General features: G+C 25.7%; 27 protein-coding genes and 1 pseudogene. 6 read left to right on the top strand and 22 right to left on the bottom strand.

What is annotated here, in order from left to right; all coding sequences use genetic code 11:
• Positions 1-2: 2 nt before the first annotated feature.
• From BMUR_RS08535 to BMUR_RS08550, 4 genes are all read left to right on the top strand, one after another.
• Positions 3-1,775: a terminase large subunit gene (locus BMUR_RS08535; RefSeq protein ID WP_013113826.1), complete on the top strand. Its 1,773-nt coding sequence runs from the start codon at positions 3-5 to the stop codon at positions 1,773-1,775.
• 509 nt (positions 1,776-2,284) lie between these two features.
• Complete coding sequence (locus BMUR_RS08540) at positions 2,285-2,491, top strand: DUF6290 family protein (protein ID WP_013113827.1); 207 nt, start codon at positions 2,285-2,287, stop codon at positions 2,489-2,491.
• Positions 2,492-2,554: 63 nt separating this feature from the next.
• Positions 2,555-4,573, top strand: coding sequence for an ATP-binding protein (locus BMUR_RS08545; RefSeq protein WP_013114178.1), 2,019 nt, complete (start codon positions 2,555-2,557; stop codon positions 4,571-4,573).
• A 46-nt stretch (positions 4,574-4,619) separates the two neighbouring features.
• On the top strand, positions 4,620-6,479 hold the full coding sequence (locus BMUR_RS08550; RefSeq protein ID WP_013114179.1) for an NERD domain-containing protein: 1,860 nt from the start codon (positions 4,620-4,622) through the stop codon (positions 6,477-6,479).
• A gap of 72 nt (positions 6,480-6,551) precedes the next feature.
• On the opposite strand, the gene BMUR_RS15190 is transcribed toward BMUR_RS08550, so the two are convergent.
• The 21 genes from BMUR_RS15190 to BMUR_RS08650 all read right to left on the bottom strand — a co-directional run bounded on the left by BMUR_RS15190 (position 6,552) and on the right by BMUR_RS08650 (position 15,797).
• On the bottom strand, positions 6,552-6,680 hold the full coding sequence (locus BMUR_RS15190; RefSeq protein WP_008729085.1) for a hypothetical protein: 129 nt from the start codon (positions 6,678-6,680) through the stop codon (positions 6,552-6,554).
• Positions 6,680-7,627, bottom strand: coding sequence for a tyrosine-type recombinase/integrase (locus BMUR_RS08555; protein ID WP_013113830.1), 948 nt, complete (start codon positions 7,625-7,627; stop codon positions 6,680-6,682). The genes BMUR_RS15190 and BMUR_RS08555 overlap by 1 nt, the downstream gene beginning before the upstream one ends.
• A 78-nt stretch (positions 7,628-7,705) precedes the next feature.
• Positions 7,706-8,113: a single-stranded DNA-binding protein gene (locus BMUR_RS08560; protein WP_013113831.1), complete on the bottom strand. Its 408-nt coding sequence runs from the start codon at positions 8,111-8,113 to the stop codon at positions 7,706-7,708.
• A 26-nt stretch (positions 8,114-8,139) separates the two neighbouring features.
• Positions 8,140-8,637: a hypothetical protein gene (locus tag BMUR_RS08565; RefSeq protein ID WP_013114180.1), complete on the bottom strand. Its 498-nt coding sequence runs from the start codon at positions 8,635-8,637 to the stop codon at positions 8,140-8,142.
• 22 nt (positions 8,638-8,659) lie between these two features.
• Entirely contained in the window at positions 8,660-8,827 is a 168-nt protein-coding gene (locus BMUR_RS08570; protein WP_013114181.1) for a hypothetical protein, read from the bottom strand.
• Positions 8,824-9,069, bottom strand: a complete 246-nt coding sequence (locus tag BMUR_RS08575) for a hypothetical protein (RefSeq protein ID WP_013114182.1) — start codon at positions 9,067-9,069, stop codon at positions 8,824-8,826. The genes BMUR_RS08570 and BMUR_RS08575 overlap by 4 nt, the downstream gene beginning before the upstream one ends.
• Positions 9,066-9,302, bottom strand: coding sequence for a hypothetical protein (locus BMUR_RS08580; RefSeq protein WP_013114183.1), 237 nt, complete (start codon positions 9,300-9,302; stop codon positions 9,066-9,068). The genes BMUR_RS08575 and BMUR_RS08580 overlap by 4 nt, the downstream gene beginning before the upstream one ends.
• Before the next feature lie 3 nt (positions 9,303-9,305).
• Complete coding sequence (locus tag BMUR_RS08585) at positions 9,306-9,506, bottom strand: hypothetical protein (protein ID WP_013113835.1); 201 nt, start codon at positions 9,504-9,506, stop codon at positions 9,306-9,308.
• A gap of 3 nt (positions 9,507-9,509) precedes the next feature.
• Entirely contained in the window at positions 9,510-9,704 is a 195-nt protein-coding gene (locus tag BMUR_RS08590) for a hypothetical protein (protein WP_013113836.1), read from the bottom strand.
• A 30-nt stretch (positions 9,705-9,734) separates the two neighbouring features.
• Positions 9,735-10,454, bottom strand: a complete 720-nt coding sequence (locus BMUR_RS08595) for an N-6 DNA methylase (RefSeq protein ID WP_013113837.1) — start codon at positions 10,452-10,454, stop codon at positions 9,735-9,737.
• Complete coding sequence (locus BMUR_RS08600; protein ID WP_013113838.1) at positions 10,451-10,840, bottom strand: hypothetical protein; 390 nt, start codon at positions 10,838-10,840, stop codon at positions 10,451-10,453. The genes BMUR_RS08595 and BMUR_RS08600 overlap by 4 nt, the downstream gene beginning before the upstream one ends.
• Positions 10,830-11,684: a hypothetical protein gene (locus BMUR_RS08605; RefSeq protein WP_013114185.1), complete on the bottom strand. Its 855-nt coding sequence runs from the start codon at positions 11,682-11,684 to the stop codon at positions 10,830-10,832. Before BMUR_RS08605 ends, BMUR_RS08600 begins: the two co-directional genes overlap by 11 nt.
• A 3-nt stretch (positions 11,685-11,687) precedes the next feature.
• A complete protein-coding gene (locus tag BMUR_RS08610) occupies positions 11,688-11,909 on the bottom strand; it encodes a hypothetical protein (protein WP_013114186.1) in 222 nt (73 codons plus the stop codon).
• Between the two features lie 12 nt (positions 11,910-11,921).
• Positions 11,922-12,191 (bottom strand): HNH endonuclease signature motif containing protein, encoded by a 270-nt coding sequence (locus BMUR_RS08615; RefSeq protein WP_013114187.1) that lies wholly within the window; start codon positions 12,189-12,191, stop codon positions 11,922-11,924.
• 62 nt (positions 12,192-12,253) lie between these two features.
• Complete coding sequence (locus BMUR_RS08620) at positions 12,254-12,544, bottom strand: nucleotide modification associated domain-containing protein (protein ID WP_013114188.1); 291 nt, start codon at positions 12,542-12,544, stop codon at positions 12,254-12,256.
• 71 nt (positions 12,545-12,615) lie between these two features.
• Complete coding sequence (locus tag BMUR_RS08625) at positions 12,616-12,891, bottom strand: hypothetical protein (RefSeq protein WP_013114189.1); 276 nt, start codon at positions 12,889-12,891, stop codon at positions 12,616-12,618.
• Between the two features lie 11 nt (positions 12,892-12,902).
• Positions 12,903-13,163 carry a hypothetical protein gene (locus tag BMUR_RS08630; protein ID WP_013114190.1) on the bottom strand — a complete coding sequence of 87 codons (261 nt, stop codon included), beginning with the start codon at positions 13,161-13,163 and terminating at the stop codon, positions 12,903-12,905.
• A 71-nt stretch (positions 13,164-13,234) separates the two neighbouring features.
• Complete coding sequence (locus BMUR_RS08635; protein WP_013114191.1) at positions 13,235-13,681, bottom strand: hypothetical protein; 447 nt, start codon at positions 13,679-13,681, stop codon at positions 13,235-13,237.
• Positions 13,682-13,698: 17 nt separating this feature from the next.
• On the bottom strand, positions 13,699-14,535 hold the full coding sequence (locus BMUR_RS08640) for a DnaA ATPase domain-containing protein (RefSeq protein ID WP_013114192.1): 837 nt from the start codon (positions 14,533-14,535) through the stop codon (positions 13,699-13,701).
• A complete protein-coding gene (locus BMUR_RS08645; RefSeq protein ID WP_013114193.1) occupies positions 14,501-15,439 on the bottom strand; it encodes a hypothetical protein in 939 nt (312 codons plus the stop codon). The genes BMUR_RS08640 and BMUR_RS08645 overlap by 35 nt, the downstream gene beginning before the upstream one ends.
• Positions 15,429-15,797, bottom strand: coding sequence for a hypothetical protein (locus BMUR_RS08650; protein ID WP_013114194.1), 369 nt, complete (start codon positions 15,795-15,797; stop codon positions 15,429-15,431). Before BMUR_RS08650 ends, BMUR_RS08645 begins: the two co-directional genes overlap by 11 nt.
• Before the next feature lie 347 nt (positions 15,798-16,144).
• On the opposite strand from BMUR_RS08650, the pseudogene BMUR_RS08660 reads away from it, so the two are divergent.
• Positions 16,145-17,068 (top strand): annotated as a pseudogene (locus tag BMUR_RS08660) (Rpn family recombination-promoting nuclease/putative transposase); the annotation flags it as partial.
• 191 nt (positions 17,069-17,259) lie between these two features.
• On the opposite strand, the gene BMUR_RS08665 reads toward BMUR_RS08660, so the two are convergent.
• A complete protein-coding gene (locus BMUR_RS08665; protein ID WP_013114195.1) occupies positions 17,260-18,216 on the bottom strand; it encodes a D-2-hydroxyacid dehydrogenase in 957 nt (318 codons plus the stop codon).
• Positions 18,217-18,660: 444 nt separating this feature from the next.
• Between BMUR_RS08665 and creD the strand changes: the two genes are divergently transcribed.
• Positions 18,661-20,022 carry a cell envelope integrity protein CreD gene (creD, locus tag BMUR_RS08670; protein ID WP_013114196.1) on the top strand — a complete coding sequence of 454 codons (1,362 nt, stop codon included), beginning with the start codon at positions 18,661-18,663 and terminating at the stop codon, positions 20,020-20,022.
• Positions 20,023-20,081 lie beyond the last annotated feature (59 nt).

Genomic DNA, 20,081 nt, shown 5'->3' on the forward strand with positions numbered 1-20,081 from the left:
TAATGTATACCTATGAAGAATATATCAATAAAGTTATAAATAAAGAATTGCCAGTGTGTCAAGCTGCTTTTTTATCTGTAAAAAGGCATTTGGACGATATAGAAAAATCAAAAAATAATGATTATCCTTTTTATTTTGATGATAATGAAGCTAAACGTCCTATCATGTTTATACAATCTTTAGTACATACAAAAGGAGAATGGGCAAATCATAATATTATACTAGAGCCTTGGGAACAGTTTATAATAGCAAGTATATTCGGATGGAGAAGAAAGGAAAATAAACTCAGACGTTACAAAAAAGCATACGTTCAAGTGAGCAGGAAAAATGGAAAAACTACTTTTGCATCTGGCATTGGTAATTATTGTTTTTTCTGCGACAGTCCTGCAGAGGCTGGAGTTGAAATATATTATATAGCTACTAAAAAAGATCAAGCGAAAATTGCATGGAGCGAAAGCGAAAGGCAAATAAGAAAAGCAAAAGCTCTTAATAAAGAAGCGATTACATATAAACAAACTTCTACAATTACAAAGAAAAAAGATACTGCATCAAAATCCAAACCGCTTGGACAGGACAGCAACACTGAAGACGGATTAAATCCTCATTTAGTGATAGTAGATGAGTACCATGCACATCCTGATAATGAACTACTAAATGTTCTTGAATCTGGAATGGGAGCTAGAAGGCAGCCGCTTGTATTTATAATTACTACTGCTGGTTTTGATAAATCTTCAGTGTGTTTTTCTGAATATGAATATGCAAAGCAAATATTAAAAGGTTCATTAAATAATGATGAATACTTTACAATAATATATGAGCCTGACAACATCAATGATATTTGGGTATTTATGTCCGAATATAAAGAAAAATTAAATAAAAATGAAGATGTTTCTAAGCAGGAAGAATTAATAAATAAAATTATTTTTCAAGCTAATCCTAATATAAATGTTTCTGTAAAAGACAGTTATCTCAAATCTAGGCTTTTAGAAGGGCTAGATAAACCTATTCAAAGAACTGATATACTTACAAAAAACTTGAATGTTTGGACACAGGCTAGTGAAGTTTGGATATCTTCTGACAGATGGATTAAATCTTATTCACATCAAAATATAAATATAAATGAATTAAAAGGCAGGAAAGCCTGCATCGGTTTGGATTTAGCAACTACAAGAGATATAGCAGCTTATGTTTTATGTTTTGATTCTATTGATAATGGTCCGTATATACTTCTGCCTCGCTTCTTTATGCCTAAAGAAAATATAAGGCAGCGTTCTAAAGAAGACAGAGTGCCTTATGAATTATGGGCTTCGCAAGGTTTAATTACTTTAACAAGCGGTGATATAATAGATTTTGATGTTATAGAATCCTCAATACTAAATGATGCGAAAGATTTTGAAATTATAGAAATAGCTTATGACCCTTGGAAAGCTATTGAAATAGTAACACACTTAGAAAGTGAGGGCTTCAAAATGGAACAGGTTAGGCAATCTTTTGCAGTCGGCGGTTTATCTGAAGGAACTTCTTTATTTGAAAAAACTATAGATGAACGAAAACTCCTTCATGGTAATAATGCAGTTCTTAATTGGATGATAAGCTGCTGTGAAGTAAAAACGGATGGGAGGGATAATTATTTGCCTGTAAAACCTGACAGAAGAAGATCATATAAAAGAATAGATGGTGTTGTAGCCTCCATTATGGCTCTTCATAGAGTGATTAAAAATCATTTTGAAGATACTAAAAGTATTTATGAAACTGAAGGCGTTTTTACATTATAATAATATCACTAATTTTATAAGTACCCCCTAATAAAAAAATTATCGCCATGCACAAAAGACTCCCCACTCGTTGCACCGATTGAAAGCCTGTAGAGATTTTCCCCACCCCCCGCCAAGCAAATATAAATCACTTATAATTTTGTTAAAGAAAAAAAGTTATTAATTTTAATTGAAAAATAGTTGACATTTTTTCAAGATATGCTATAATATAATTAATCCTAGATAAAAGGAGGAAATAATTATGGAAGTCTTAACTTTCATAGCTACAATTATTGATATAATGACCCTTATCGTAATTGTGGTTAAGCTGATAAAGATTAAAAAATAATTTTTATTAGCTTACGAAAGGGAGCTGAGTTTGCCGACTTGGCTCCTGACTTCCATAGTTATTATTATATATATAATATAGGAGTTGTCAAGATGTTAACAACTATAAATGCAATATTATCTTTAGTATCATTATCACTTAATATAGCAGTTTTAGTTCTTTTATTTAAAAGAGGTAATTAATGGATAATAAAAAAAATACTCATGGTGGTGCTAGAATTGGAGCTGGCAGAAAAAAGAAAGATGATAAGGATAAAAAGCCTAGCTATAGAATATCTTTTAGATTAAATGAAGAAGAAAATAAAATGCTTGAAGAAGCCGCAAAAAAAGAAGGAATGAGCATAGGACAATATGCTAGAAAATGTGCTTTGGAGAAATTTAAAATATAACAAATAAATAATTTATATATATTAGGTGTTGCGATAATAAAGGTTATCGTATTGGAATTCATTATGTATGTAAAAAAAGAAAGTAAATTAATAAAAGTAAATGGAAGATTAATAACAAATTCTTTAGTAGATAAAAGCAATACTTTTTTAGCTTTATGTGAACTTATAAATAATTCTATTCAAGCATCTGCAAATAATATAGAAATAAATATGACATCTGATTCTGAAGGTGAAATGATAAAAGATAGTATAACTTCTTTATCAATAAAAGACGATGGAGAAGGTGTATCTCTTAGTGATTTTCAAAAGAAAATATTAGAAATAGCTACAGACATAAAACCTAAAGGAAAAGGAACAGGAAGATTTTCAGTCTTTCAATTTGGTAAAACTGCTTATTTTGAAACAGTTTCTTATGATAAAATTTTAAATAATTATACAAAGACATCATGTACATTAAATTTAAATGAACTTCAAAATGGATATATAGATAAAGAAGTAGAACTTGAAAGTTATATTTTTAATTCAAAAAAGGATACATATTTTTTTATAGAAGTAAGAGACATATTTACTAAAGATTATGAAAATTATAACAGTAGAAAACATAAAATTTGTGATGCATTAAAAACAGAAAATATAGGTTTATCATTATTTACTATGTATCCTATAGAAATGTTAGATAAAAATATTCAATTTTTTGTAAATGGTATAAAAATTGATACTAAAAACTATCAGTTGGATAGAAACAAATTTGAAAGACAATATAACGATTATTCAATAGAATATGATGTTATAGAACATAAGTCTAAAAAAAAGAAAGAAGAAAAAGTACTTTGTATAAGAACTGAAAATAACAATATAAAAAATATATTAAATTATTTTGATATAGAAATGGATATACCTTATAAAGAAAAATCGGAAGTTAGTTGGCATATATATGTGGATTCTGAATACATAGATAAAAATGTAGAATCATTTGAAAATATAGATTTAAAGGATATGAATATTGATGTAAAAAATTTTTTAAATCAAATAGAAACAGATATCAAAAATTTTTTCTTAAATAATTATGAAGAATATTTTAATTTTAGAGATAAACTAATAAAAAATGATAACTATCCATATAAAAACAATATTAGTTCATCTAAAAGTAAAGAAATAGCATTTATACAAATAGCGTATTCTATAGAAGATAAATATAAATTATTGTCATCTAATAATAAAGATTTGATGAAAATTATTTATCCATTATTAGATGGTTGTTTAGATAATCCAAATTTAAAAAAAATAATTAATAGTATTAATACGCTAAAAAAAGAACACATCAAACAATTTGAAGAATTAATAGATAAAACAGAATTAGATGAAGTTATAACTTTTTCTGATAATGTTGCTAATAAAATGGCATTTTTAGATTTTTTACATGAAATTAATTATAGTGATGATATATCTAAATATATATTAGAACGTAAACAGTTACATAAAGTACTAGAGAAAAATTTATGGATATTTGGAGAACAATATATTTATAGTAGTGCTATAATAGAAAGTGATACTAATTTAGGAAAAAATTTAGAACGATTACGAGCAAATATTATGAAAAATAATTGTGAAGAGTTTGATGAAATAAAATCAGATGATAATATAACAAAAATAACAGATTTATTCTTTTATTCAGACTTTAAATTTAATAAAAAACATGAGGTATTAGTTGTAGAATTAAAGAGACCTAGTGTTAAATTGGGTAATAAAGAAATTGAACAAGTAAAAAGATATGGATCTGAGATATCAAAATCCAGTAGTATAAGTAAACAAAATGTAAATTTTAAAATCATATTAATAGGTTCAAGTATTAATGAAGATGATGCAATATATATAAGCAATAATGAACCATTATATAAAACAGGAAATATTGAAATATGGGTAATGAACTGGGCTGATTTAATAAAAGAAAATAGAGATAAATTAACTTATATGAGTAATGAAATAAAAGTTAAAGATAATTATATATTAAATAATATTGAAAAAAAATATCCTGAAATAAACTTCAATAATATTAAATTGAAGTTAAATGTGAAAAAATAATTATTAATTATATATTAATATAAAATAAATATTTTGGGAATACATTATGGAATATGAAAAACTTATTACAAAATTAGCATATGATTATAACATATTTAATAAAGATTCTAGTATAGAAAATATTTTAGAGCTTTTTAAAGATACAAATGAAATTAGTATTAAAGAATTAAATTTATTAATATTCATTATTATCAATGAAAAAAGTTACTCTAATTTTTGTAAAGAATTAAAAAATATAACTAACATATATTCAGATGAACAATTAAGTAGTCTATTTTTAAGTTTTATAGCAATTGCTAATTCTGATAGCATAGATATCACTATGCAGTATAGAAATAAATTAGAAAATGAAAAAGAATTAAATATGGTATCTATGACAAATAGTAATATAAAATTAGAAAATAATTATTTTTCATGTAATGATATTATTGACACTACTGTAGATCTTTTAGACTTTAATTTTAAATTATTTAAGTATATAACTAACAATAAGGAAATAATATCATCTACTATCAATTATATGAATATTGATCTAGTAAGAGAAAATAATAAATTTTTAATTTTAAAAACTATTTATGAATATATATGTTTTGAAAATGCATTTTTATCTGAAGTTAGTATTTATAAATATAAAATAGAATATAAAGATAAGTTTCATATATTAAAATATATTAATTTATTGAAGGTTAATGAAAAATTAATATCTTCTCTAATGAATACTCATAACTTGAAAATATATTATTTTGATAACATATACATAGAAAATTTAAAAATAAACGAAATGACTGGTGAAATATTTTTTGATATAGAAAAAAAGTCGGTAAAAAATATGTATATAGAAGGTAGAATGAAATTATATATAAATAGTTTAGTAATATACCATTATTACTATGATAAAAATTATAATGATATGGCACTAAATTTTTTCAGAGTGTTTATTGCATTAGATTATATACTATACAATGTATCAAATTATATAACTGATACAAAGCATAATATCAATTTTTATTTATTTAAAATAAATAAAAAATTACTATCTGAATATTGTACAAAAATAACTAATTTAGATAGTAATATTTGTGATGATATAATAGAATATTTAACTTATGATAATAAATCTAGTTTTTGGAATAAACCTTTAATAAAAAATGGTGATTTTTATCATTTATTAATTACACCTATAAAATATGGCAATATTATATTTATTGTAGATGAATATATGAATAATAAAACAACTTGTTTTAAAGATAAAAAAGGAAATCTATTTGAAAAATTTGTCGTAGATGAAATTACACTTCTATTATCTGAAAAAAAATTTTTTTATAAAATAGATCATGGTAAATATAAAATTTCTAAAAAAGAGATGGAGGAAATAGATTTTATATTAGAAACAAAAAATACAATTATAGTAGCTGAAATTAAATGTATTAGATATCCATTTAATTCACAGTTAATACAAAGATATGAAACTATTATTAATAAAGCGGTTGATCAAATAATAAGAAAAACTACATTTTTAATAAAAAATAATAAAAAATTTCAAAATAAAAAAATTTCATTTCAAAATAAAAAAATTATTAAATGTGTTATAACAAATTATAGTTTATTTTCTGGAACAGAAAGATCTGGAGTTTATATTATAGATATAAATATGCTTCGTAAATATATTAATGTTGGTAAAGAAGGATTTATCAAGTATGACTTAAGTACTAGAGAAAAACATGAAATAGCTAAAAACTTATATAATACTGAAGATGAATTTTCTAATAACTTTGAAATATATTTTATGAGCTCAAATTCTTTTTATGAAGATAGAATTAAAATAATAACTAAGAAATTAAAAATAGGAAATTTTGAAATATCTATACCTACAATAATAGAGAATAAATTGTTTCATTACGAATAATAATACCTCTGCGTAAGCTTTGTGTAGTATTATTATATAGTTGCGATAACATAAATTATCGCAACACTGTATCTAATTGATATAATCTAAAATAAGTTTTTTAATATACTTACGTACGCTCATATTATTTTCTTTAGCTAATCTTTTTAATAGCTTATATTCTTTATAATTAAATCTGCAAACTACTAATCTTTTTTTCATTATTCTACCTCCAAACTTTTTAAGTATATTCCTGTTATAGCTATACTGCTATGATTTAATGCCTGTCTAATGAGTTCTATATCTTTGGTTTGTTTGTATAAAGTAACAGCAAAATAATGCCTTATATCATGTATAGAATATGCAGCTTTTATTTTACCTTGCTGATATAAACGCTTTGAACTTCTATAAAAAATGTTTCTTATCACTTCAGAACTTTTATTTTTGAAAGGATTATTAAAAGAAAGATTATTCTGTTTCGCTCTGCGGGCTTTAGCCAATAATTTAATAACTTTATCTGTAACTTTCCAGCTTATTTCCTTGCCTTTTGAATATGAATAATATTTGTTATTTCTTATTTCTAGTTTAGGTAAAGCACCAACACGTACTCCGCATTCCATTATAAAAATGATGGCCACTTTTATAAGAGGATCTGCTATATCTTTAATTATTAATTCAATTTCTTTTTTAGTTGGGACTTCAAGTCTTTTTTTGTTCTTCACAGGCGGACGAGTTTTTGTACCTCGAAAAGGATTTTTCATAAACGGATATCTTCTCTCTAAAAAAGAAAAGAAAGAGGAACATGAAGAAACTAATGCACGTATACTTAAATTAGAAAGTTCACTTGAATTGACTTCCGTTATAAAATCATCAGCTTCTCTTGCTTTAATAAATAAAATATTTTTCTTATTCATTTTGCAGTATTCCTCTAGTTTATTAAGTCCGTTTCTATATTGTCTTTTTGTGTGATTGCTTTTTGTTTTTGAACATTGCTTAAAAAAGTTTTCTTTTTCTATTTCATAATCTATCTGTTTAATAAGCTGCTCTTCTTTCATATAGTCAAGTATATTTAAGTAGTTAGCTTGCTTAATGAGAAGTTCCGCTTGTTTTTCTGTTATTATATTATTATTGTTTTGTACTATTAATTTATTATTGCTTTTAGAAGCCATGTTTATACCTTTTTATTAAATTAAAGACAAAAGCCTTCATTTAATAAAAAGAATATAAACTTTTATAACTATGTATTATTAAAACGGTACCTCCTCACCGAGTAGGTGCCTATCGGCATCATCTTCCTGACTATTATTTTCTACTGCATTATTCACATCTTTTTTATCAGCAAGCATCTGCATTGACTGCATAATTATTCTCACTTTAGATTTAGTAGTGTTTGTATTTTTATCCTGCCATCTTTCCTGCCTTAGTGTTCCGCATATTAAAACTTGCTTTCCTTTTATAAGATATTTACTTACTGTTTCTGCTAATTTTCCAAAAGCTACTATATCAAAATAATTTACTTCTGTAGTGTTTTTTGTAATTACATAATAATTGTTTGCTATAGAGAACTCAGCAATTTCCATTCCTCCTTGTGTATATTTTCGCTGCGGGTCAGCAGTTAGCCTTCCTATTAATGTTACAATGTTATGATCGCTCATTATATTTCACTCCATATTAATTAATGTTATTCATATTCTATATAATCCCTAATTAAAATATTGCTGCATTTGCCATGGTTAATTCTTTTTATAGTATTAATTAAAAGCCTGTTTTCAAGTCCTTTATCAATTTTGAATGCACCGCTTTTTTTCTGTATTTTAAAATTACCATTATCATAATACCATATTAATCCCCATCCGATAGGTAAGTCCTCTTTTTTTATTAATCCTTCAGGACATACATAATATCTATTTGTACCTATAGAAGATTTAAAAGTTTCTATACGCATTTTACTATCTAATTTATAAACTATCCTATGTGGTTTTAACAAATCCCTTCTAAAATCTTTTACATCTGTTTTTATTTCATAAAGAGTTGTATTTGAATAGTTATCAAATATTAATACATCAGGATTTTCCTTCACTAATAAACATTTATATTCTATCAAAGCAATACTTTCCAAAAAATATTTAGCTGTAAGACGGCATAGATCCGAATGTGTTATTTTTTTTATTTTTTTCATTTTACTATACCTATTTCATTGCTTAAAAGTTTAGCTTTATTAATATATCACAAAGTAAAGCAGCAATATTTGATAAAAAGAAACAAAGTAAATAAAATGCTTTACCTATAATATTTTTATTTGCTATACTAATAAATAAGAATATAAATCCTAGTATATGCCAAGATATAGATAAAAAATTATACATCATTTATATATCTCCGCATTACTATAATAATTTTTATATGATAGTGCTAATTTTCTTGGAAGTTTTGAAACTCTCTTGAATAATAAGCATCTATATTTTTTACCGATTTTTACTAATATCTTTAATTTTGCTATAACATCTATCTCATTTTTATAACTTATCTTTTTATGCCAATCATATCTAACACGCCTTTTTATTCGTTTATAAATAGCTTTATATTTATTAGCTTTATTTTCTGAAGTCATATACCTTTCTCCTTATTATTTAATATATTTTCTACTGCCTGCATATAAAAACCTAAATTATGATGACACTCCAATCTCTCATTATTTATAGTTAAAAATAATTCATTTTTCTTTCTTACTTTTTTATAACTAACATTAATATTTTTGTATTTATATTTTAATATTCCTAGAATATCATTCATTCTTCTGAACTCATCATTTACATCATTATAATTAATAATCGCTTTAATCATTTTTTATATCTCTACTATATCAAATAATGAGCTTAGAACATTATAATATTTATTATATTCATCTTCTGAATCACATTCTATTGTTGTAGGCAATCCGCTATCTAAAGTAAATATCCTTATGCTCTTTTTATTTTCATCAAAATAAATATTTGATATACAGTTTATATTTATTAAATATTTTTTAATAAAAATACCTTTCAGCATAAATTACTCCTCATATTCACAAACAATCGTTATTGGAATACCCATATACTTTGATAAACCTTCTAAGCATGATATACAAAGTTTACCTTCTTTTTCTTTCTCTTTTTCTATACCATCTTTATCTTTATATTTAATATTTATTTGTCCTTCCAATATCTCATCATCATTTATATTTTTTTTACATATATCACAAATCATTTTTACACTCCGTTTTTTATTATTTAAGGTTTATATATCTTTTATTAATTCCAACATTTTATTGCACTTTTTTTCTATCCGAAGTCTTTCACCGCATCTATTTAAAATATATCCGAGTGTATAAAACCTATCAAAAACTTCCATACTTAATGTATTGCAATGCTGTATTAAAGCAGAAGCTCCTATTAAGTTTAATTGTATAAATGACATATATACACACATCAAATCTAAATCATTAATATTCCATATTAATTTTTCTGCATAATTATAGCCTAATTCTTCTACTATCTGACATGAAGCTATAACAATTCCTCCGCTTCCTGCTGCTGGTTCATTGCAGTAAATAAAAGATTTACTTTCCAATAATGATTTATCAAAATTAATTTTATTCATACAGTATGATAATTCATAAGGTGTAAAAAATTGACCTTTGAAATCATTTTTTAATTCAAGTTCTTGAAATAAAACTCCTAATACATCCTGATATCTGTTACTCTGGTATTCATTTACTAATCCTAATTTAAATGCATTAAAAAACTCCATTTCATTTTCATCATAAGCAACAGCAATTTTTTTAAATTGTTCTATTCTTTTTTCCTTATCTTCCATATTAAGACTTATTCCTATTGCAATATTTAATGCTGTCATAGCTATAAAATCATAAAATACTTTAGCTATTGTATGTTTATAAGCAACATTCTTTAATATGTTATACAGATTTTTATATTTAGATGATTTTAATTTATTCATTTTTTATTTCCCTTATTCTTTTTTATATATTTATACAAAGTTTCTTTATTATCTTTGACTTTATATAATATATCCAAAACAACATCTTCAGGTTTTTTCTTAGTGTTTATAGCAGTTTGATATATAAGTGTTGCATATCCTATTAAAATATCTTCATAGCTGCCTTTGGTTTTTATCAGGGTTTGATTTTCTTTTGTATTATCAAATATTATAATAGTGTCTTTCATTATATCTTTCCATTTATCATATTCATATATCTTGTTTTTATTATTAAGTTCTTCTATAATTAAATCTATTTTTTCCCTATCTTCTTCAGATTGTTTAAACTCCCATGAATAAGGCTCTTCTAAATCGATAAGTTTAATAAAATGCTTTTTAATAATCAAAAAGCATTTTATTGCCTTCGCTATCAACTTTATCACCATCTGCATCAAAATCCCAATTATTTATATTATCAGTATCTACACTTAATGGATCTTCATCTTCATCTATTATTTTATAATTAGACTGTTCTTCATCTTCTGAGAAAGACATTATCTCATTGTTTTCTTTTAATGTTTCTTCAAAAGATTTATTTTCTCTTTTATCAATTTCTTTTTGTATATCTTCTTTATAATGATCATTCATTGTAACTTTATTCAATTCTTTTAACTCATCAATAGTAAGCTCTGATAGTCTTCTGCCCTGTGTTATTTTATTTTCAAGCTCTCTGCTTTTATTAAACTTCCTGCCTTGTAAAATATGTTTTGCAGTTTCTGTGGTATTATATAAAGCTGATAATTCTTTATCTAATGGAATTATTTTCTCAAGTTCTTCGTCTGTCAGTTCATTGTATGCTCTGCCATTTGTTATAGATTGTATTTTATTTTCAAGCTCAGTTTTCCTTGATATTTCTTTTATTGGTTTTTCTACTTCTTCTATATTGTTATCATCAATATATTCACCTCGTTTTTTCAATTCTTCTATAACTCTATTTCTATATCCTTCTTGCAAATTATAATTTAAAAGATATTGTTTTAATGAAATAGTATTTATTAGAATCCATACAGTTCCTTTGTACTCACCTATAGGACATACAGAAAAATCAATATTTTCTTTTTTACCATTGCTGCTATTTTTTAATATAAATCTCTGTATAGCATTCATAATAGTGTTAGCTTCTGCTTTATCATCAGATGTAAAAGTTATACCAAAAACCCCGTTATTTTCTATAAAGTTTACTTCTCTCATTATTCATTCCTTTTTTTCTAATTCTGTTTTTAATCTTACCGCATCTTTTATAATATCCACAAAACCATCAGCAGGTACATTTTCTTTATTGGTTACAAAGTATATAAACTCTGTTAACAAATAAATAGTATCTTCGCTGCTAATATTTTTAGCATCGATAATAATACGTTCTTCTTTATTATCTCGTTCTATATGTATATATTGTTTTTGACTATCTATTTTCATAATCATATCCTATTAATAATCTTTCTTTTTATTTCCAAAAGCTCCATCTTCTTTTGCTGTTTTTCTGCTATGACACCTTTTGCATAAAGCCTGCAGATTATTTTTATCATAAAACAGAGGATCATCTTCGCTTTCTATTCTTTTTATATGGTCCACATGTTCAGCAAAGTTATGGCACTCCTCAAAGTTTTTGCAAAGCGGATTTTCTTTTAAAAAACTTTCTCTAAAAGCACGCCATTTTTTGCTTTTGTATCTTTTATATGCTTTTTCATCACTTCTCATTGCTGCTATGTTCGAACCCGCCTAATATACCCGAGCAAACAAGTTTACTCGGCGGCGGTTTCTCACTTTCCTCCTTTATTACTACCTTGTTCTTTTAGATAAATACTAAAAAGAACTGCATAGCCTGCTATATCAAATACAGTATCAATAATACTTTCCTCTACCATTGGTTCTTCTTTTGATAGTATAAGAGTTTTTAATCTATTTAATTTATCTTCTATTCTTGCTAACCCAATCTGTATTCCAAACTCATCTAATGTTTTATCATAACTGTTTCCATAATCTTTATTCTTCTTAATTAATAAGTTTTTAAGCTCTTCACATTCATTAATAATTAAATCTTCTTTATTCATTTTTTATCTCCTAATTTTTGAACATCTTATTTACAAGTTATCAACATTGTTGACAACTTATGAACATAGCATTATTCATTTTCACTAATTCGCTCTCCTATATCCAATATCAAAGATTCTGAATCTTCATAGCAATATGGTGCTTTTCCATCAAAACATATTTTGAATAATCCGTCATCTATATCTATATAACATCCGCATAAATCACTATTAATTTCTAATCTGTTTCTTTTTATCACCATAGAGTTGTTTAAGTCTGGATATTCCTCTGCTATTCTATTTAATATCATTTCTAAAATAGCCAATTTAGTTTGAATGTAATGCCTACATAATTCATCTAAATACATTTTTTATCTCCTTATTTATAATTTGTAAAATCAATAACTAAATCTGTTTTTATATTATTATTATTTTTATTTATGATTTTATCACGAAGTTCGGTATATCCTCTATCAATAGTATCTACGCAATCTGAAGATAAAATAAAGAATTTGTATTTTTTATCATCTTCAATAATTAAATTATATTTGTTTATTGATAATCCATTAATATCAGCTTTATATATGTGCATAGGTTTTTCAATAAAAAATAAACTATTATCAGTTATTATAGTTAGCATACATATTTTCCTCTTTTAATAAAATCTTATAAAAATAATCAAAATAATATTTTGACTATTTATAATAAAAGCTAATTTAATTCTGATTCCTCAAGTTTATGAAACAAATCCAGAGGTTTACTTAAATCAATTTTCTGTGTTCTATAATTTTCAATATAAGACTGATGACTTACAACCTTAGCTTTTGCATTTTCCGTATCTTCTATAGCTCCATTAAAAATGTATATATCACTGAAGATAATCCAATTGAATAATTGTACATTCTGCCATTTATAACAGCCTCTTGCATAGCCAAAGTCTTTTATTTCTAATTTTTCCTGCAATTCTTTATCTATATGAACATCTTTAGCTTTATATTCTCCTACTTTTACAAATAGCTCTCTTTCATATATACCGTTTGAGTAGTTATCTATGATTTTTATTAATCCTAGACTTTTAAATAGCTCTATATCTTTTGTAATATTTCCATCCCAAAATAAAGCTATTTCTGTACTTCTCATTTTTCTGCATAACTGCATAATAACCTCCTTATCCTCTATGATGCTAATTTATCAGATTTGATTTCAAACTTCTGCATTTCTATTTCTATAATTTTTAAGTTTAATAGTCTGCTTGTAAGTCTGCCTTTCATATATTCAGAATCAGTTTTTTTATTCAAACTCTTTAATAAATCATCATAGCTTTTATTTGATGTCAGTATTACAGTTTTTTCTAATGCTCTTATTTTATCAAATAGTTTATAATAGCCTTCGGCTGCATAATGAAAACCTACGCTGTCAATGTCGTCTATCATAATAATATCTGCAAATTTTATATTATCTATTTTAGCATCTATACTTGATTTCAAATCTCTGTCCTGTGCATTTTTATTAAATAAGTTTTTATGCATATCTTCAAAACTAGATGCCTTCATATACAATGCTTTAATATTATTAATAGCATATATCTGCCATAACATTTTTAGCATTGTAGTTTTACCAGTTCCGCTTTCTCCTTCAATATAAAGTGAGTTCATACTTCCTAATTCTAAATATTTTTTTATACTGCTTACTAACTTTTGATTATTAAACTTTTCTGCAAAAATATTTAATGTCATATCATTGTCTAATTTATTAAATACCGTATTATATCTTTTTATTATTATTTCCAAATCCTCTATTTTTTTTTCTATCTTGCTTTTTTCATCACTCACACAATAGCAAACAATAGGAACTATACTTTTAGAACCTTTTAGAAATCCAAACTCATCGCATTTTGTGCAGTGAGGGTCTTTGCCTTCTCTTGCCGTTTTTTTCAATTCTTCCAAATGTTTTTTATAGCTAAGAAGGCAATAACTGCTATCCGCAATTTGCAATTTTAGCATACGCTTCATTTATGTTTCCTCCTTTTTCTAATTCATTTAATAAGAAGTCTAATTTATCAAGCCCTCGAGGGATTGCATATTTTTTATTGCTGTCGGTTTTATTTTCTTTGTTGGTATTATTTTGATGACTTTCATTTTTTTGACATAAAGCCATTCTTAATAAATCTTGCATTTTAAGTGAGTATCTTTTATTAAAAGGTAATTTTAAGAAATTAAACTTTACTATAGACAACGCTTCATCAAAATTATCATGCACACGTTTTTTGAATATATCAATTAAAAAGCTAGTATATATTTTATGATATTTATGATTGATTTTAACGCCTATTAATTCTTTATGAAGCTCATTATATTTTTCTAAAAACTCTTCCTGCTTTTTATCCTCTTCTTTTTCCTCAGGAGTTTTTTCTTCTTCACTTTTTTCTTTTTCCTCTTTGATTAATTTCGGAGGCTGCAGAGGTTCAGTGCTTACATCATCATTAAACAAACTAGGCTCATCGTATTTCTGCTCAACAGGTGCATCCATATTTTGTATTGCTCTGTCTTCTTCAACAAGCATCTCTATAGCTTTTTTTAATCCAGAGAAATTATATACTGTTCCCGTTCCTGCAAATCTATCGCCTATGTAAACATTTCTGCTTGAAAAAGTTAAATAGCCTTTTGCATACAAGCTCTGTCTTTGTCTATAATAATTTTTTTCTTTTGGATTTATTTCTTTGTCCCTTATTTCTTTATCTTTCTTCCAGCTTAAACTCATTACAGCGATTATAAACTCAAACTCGCTTGCTGTAAGTCCTAGTCTTTTTCGGTAATAAATTAATGTATTCGGTATTGATGTAAAGCCTCTGTCAAGCATGGCATCGCCATACGTTGCTATTAAATATTCACTTTTTATTTCTCTTTCAGTCTGCATTCTCTTCCGCCTCTGTAAATAATTTTTTTGCTAGTTTATATAAATTATCAAGATGATTTGTATTGTTATTTTTATCAAGCTCCATAGCCATTTCTATAGTTTTTATTTTTCTGTTTTTTGCCAATTTTTTAAGATTAATCTTTTTTATTCTTGCATATTCTGCATATAGAATCTCATATCTTAATCCTATTAATTTATTATTTCCAAAGCTCACTTTATAAATATACTCATAAAGTTTTCTTCTGATGTTGTTATCAGATATCTGCTCTTCATTAAAGTTTGATAAATCTTTTTTATTAAATATTTTTTTTATAATATTTTTGAAAAATGCTTTAACTCCTTTTTCATTAACTATCATTTTGAACTTCTCCCCATAACTATATTTTTTAAAAATATACCTCCTTCTGCAGTAACAAAAATTATTACATCAAAGAACGATGCTGAAGATTTTGAAAAGTATAAATTTCTACTGCATTTATTTTTGATATTTTTTAGCAGGAATGCTAATAGATAAAATAGACTCTGTTTTTTATTATAAAAGCTGTAACCAAACTTTTTATTTATATTTATGATTTTCGATATTTTGAGAAATTGATTTTGTTTTAAATCTAGTATGCGATTAACACATACTAGATTTTTTATATTGTCGATAAGAGAAATTTTTGAAACTCGTACCGCTTTCAATAATCTTTGAAAAGCAGTTAAAACGATTATTTTGTACGCTATCTTTTAGGCTCTGTTGGAAGTGAGGATATACTAGAGAACATAGTAAACGCCGTACTTGAAGATTTGGGCTTTGAAACAGTACATAATCTGCAAATAATCAATCCTCACAACTTACCAGAGAATATTAATCTAAAAGAGTCCGTACTAGATGTAAAAGCTGTTACAAAAGATAGCAGAAAAGTTATTATAGAGATACAATTATCCGGAAATATAGACTTTTTGAAGAGAATATACTATTATATATCTAAGAATATAGTAAGCGAAGTAGAAGAAAAAGAGCCTTATGATATAATAAGCGAGGTAATAAGTATTAACTTTGTAAACTTCAATATGGACTTTAGCGATGCTGGTAAGCCACATAGATGTTTTAAGCTGATAGATACAGAAAATCCTGATATTGTTTTGGATATGGTGCAGATGCATATAGTAGAAGTACCAAGATTTAGGAGAATACTAAATAATGCTGATTTTGAAGATATTAAGAGAAAGAAAATATTATCTTGGATAGAATTTTTTACAGCAAAAGATTTTGATAAAGTTAAAGATAAATTAAAGGAGGTAAATAATATTATGCCTAAAGTAATAAATAAATACGAGCGTTTTATATCCAGTGAAGATGAGATTGAGGTTTATAACGCGAGAGATGCTTTTTTATACGGACAGACTTTAATGTTAAGAAGAGAGCGTGAAGAGGGCTTACAGGAAGGAATGGAGAGAGGTTTACAAGAGGGTATAGAAAAAGGAATGGAAAAAGGTTTAGAAGAAGGAAGGAGAGAAGGTATGCAGGAGGGTATAAGAAAAGAGCAAATTACTATAGCTAGAAGTTTCAAAAATGCTGGTATAGATATAAAGATAATCAGTGAAAATACTGGGCTTAGTATAGAAGAGGTGTTAAAATTATAATTTTACATATTGATGTCTTAATTGATTTATATAAACTTTTTTATTCAAAATTATTTGTATAATTATTTAATTGCTGATTTATAAAAAAGCATATTTGACTTTGGCAGTAAGATATATTTATATTCAAAGTAAAGCTGGAAATTTTGATTTAATATATATTTCTGCCATAGTAAAATCAAATTATAAAAAAATTATTTTGTTAAAACATTTATAGGATTGCCTTCCAAAAATGCCTTTATATTTTCGTAAACTTTATGCATAAGTCTAGTTCTTGCTTCAAAAGTATTACCTGCGAAATGCGGGGTGATGTAGCAGTTTTTGGCTGTAAGTAAAGGGTTGTCTGCTGAAGGTGGTTCTTTTGCAAGTACATCAAGTCCGGCACCTGCTATTAAATTATTGTTCAAAGCATATGCTAAGTCTTTTTCTACTATTACGCCACCTCTTGAAGTATTTATTATAAAGGCTGTTTTTTTCATTTTTGAAAGTAATTTTATATTAACTAAATTTTCTGTTTCTTTATTTAGAGGTGTATTTAAAGATAAAAAGTCTGCTCTCTCAAAAAGCTCTTCTATACTAGAGGCATTTTCAAAACCTTCTTTTTTACTTCTTGAATATACTAAAACTTTCATTCCCATAGCTGAAGACATTTTAGCAACCTCTCTTCCTATATCTCCGAAACCAAATATTCCTATAGTTTTATTTTCAAGCTCTATTAAAGGGTATGAACTAAATGAATAATCTTTGCATTTTACCCAGTCTCCATTATGTACTTGATTATTATGTTCAACTATCCTAAAAGATAATGATAATACAAAAGCCATAACAAGCTGGGCTACAGACTGAGGTCCGTATCCTCTTACATTTGTAACAGTTATCCCAAGTTCTTTTGCAGCTTCTATATCAACTGTATTATATCCAGTAGCAAGCATACCAATATATTTTAAATTCGGTAAAGACTGCATTAATTTCTTGTCAATAACAACTTTGCTGTTTAATATTCCCCAAGCATCATAAGCTATTTCTTTTACTTTATCATACTCTGTTCTGTCATAAACTTTTAAATCAGCTATGCTTTCTATCTCACCCCAAGATATATCCCCGGGATTTAATATACCTCCGTCCAATACTACGATTTTGGGTTTACTCATATTTTCTCCTTTTTTATATATTAAAAAATCTCACTTATTATCATATTCCAGCTAAAGCTGTCATATGCTCGAGTTTTTAATTTAGATTTTATATATTATAACATATACTTGATTTTTAGTTTTATATACAATAAATAATTATTAATTTTTTGATTAAGTTATAAATATATATATACTGCAAATTTTTAAGTTTGTCAACATAAGCATGCTTTCATCTTTGTTCGGGAGGTTTTGTTGCTAGATTTATGTACGTTATTATTTACTATCATGAGATTATTCTTGGGATTATTATAGATTTGTTTTAACCTAAATTCTATAAATAATTATGCATCTTATTAAAATTATATAGTATAAATATATTTTACATTTCAATTATAATAAAGTTATATTTATATACATTGTTTCAAGTTATATTTATATTTGTTAGATTTTTGGGGATACAATATGATAAAAAATATTAATGATATTGCAAAGACTTTAGGGTTTAAGATACTTATAATAGTGATATTAGGACTTTTACTTTTAATTCCTATGAGTTTTATAAACGGCGTTGTAAGAGATAGAATACGATATCAAGATGAGGCGGTATCTTCAATAATAGAGCCTGTAGGAAATAGTGCAAATATACAGGGTGTTGTTATTGCGATACCATATTTAAATAGAGTTATTGACAGTGAAACCAAAGAAATAAGCTATATAAGAAAATATATTTTTTATATGCCTAATGAATATAATGTTGAAGGGAATGTTGAAGTTTCTAGTTTAAGCAGGGGTATATTTAAAGCTCCTATTTTTAATTCAAAGTTAAATATTACAGGAAAATTCGATAAGTATAATGCTGAAATATTCAATTTAGATGAAAATAATAATACTATACTTTATGATGAGGCTATGCTTATATTGGGTATAGGAAACAAAAAAAATCTTATGAAACTTCCTAATGTATCAGTTAGTCAAAATGAAGAGCTTCAATATTATGAGAAAAATATAAATATATCTTTAAATATGTTTAAAAATAAGTTTTTATATACTGTTTCAAGAGATAAAATACTAAACGGTTTTAATTTTAATATAACTATGGATATTCAGGGAGGAAACTCTCTCATAATAACGCCTTTAGCTTCTGAAAATACTTTTAAAATATCTTCAAAATGGAGAGATCCTAGCTTTACGGGAGGATTTCTTACTACAAAAAGAGAAGTTAATAATGACGGATTTAATGCCGAGTGGAATATAGCAAGTTTTAATACAGCATTTACAAAGTATTGGACTAGTGATGAAAATGCAAATAGAATAAGCGATAATGAATATTTGAGGGCTGGTGATGAAAATTCTAATAATGTATTAGTATCTTTTCTTCTTCTCAATGACAATTATCAGAAAACATCAAGAAGTGTAAAGTATGCTATACTTTTTATCTTCATACCATTTTTTGTACTCTTTTTATGCGAGGTGCTTTCAAAGAAGCGTATACACCCAGTGCAGTATATATTAATAGGAATAGCTAATGCTGTATTTTATCTTCTTCTTTTAGCTATATCAGAGCATTTAATATTTAATTTAAGTTATTTTTTAAGTGCTTTAATGGTAACAGCTTTAACTTCGATTTATATAGGATACATTATAAAATCTCCTAAATACACTATTTCAATGGCTTTAGTAAATGCATTAATTTATATATTCCTATTTGGCATACTTCAGCTTACCGATTATGCTCTTCTTATGGGAACATTAGGATTATTTGCTGTTATTGCTCTTGCTATGTACTTTACACGTAATGTAGACTGGTACGGAGAGAATAATTAATTTTTATTATTAGGTTTTGTTATACGCACGTTAAACGATACTTTAAATATTAAAAAGGT

It is taken from the genome of Brachyspira murdochii DSM 12563, assembly GCF_000092845.1.
Lineage (GTDB): Bacteria > Spirochaetota > Brachyspiria > Brachyspirales > Brachyspiraceae > Brachyspira > Brachyspira murdochii.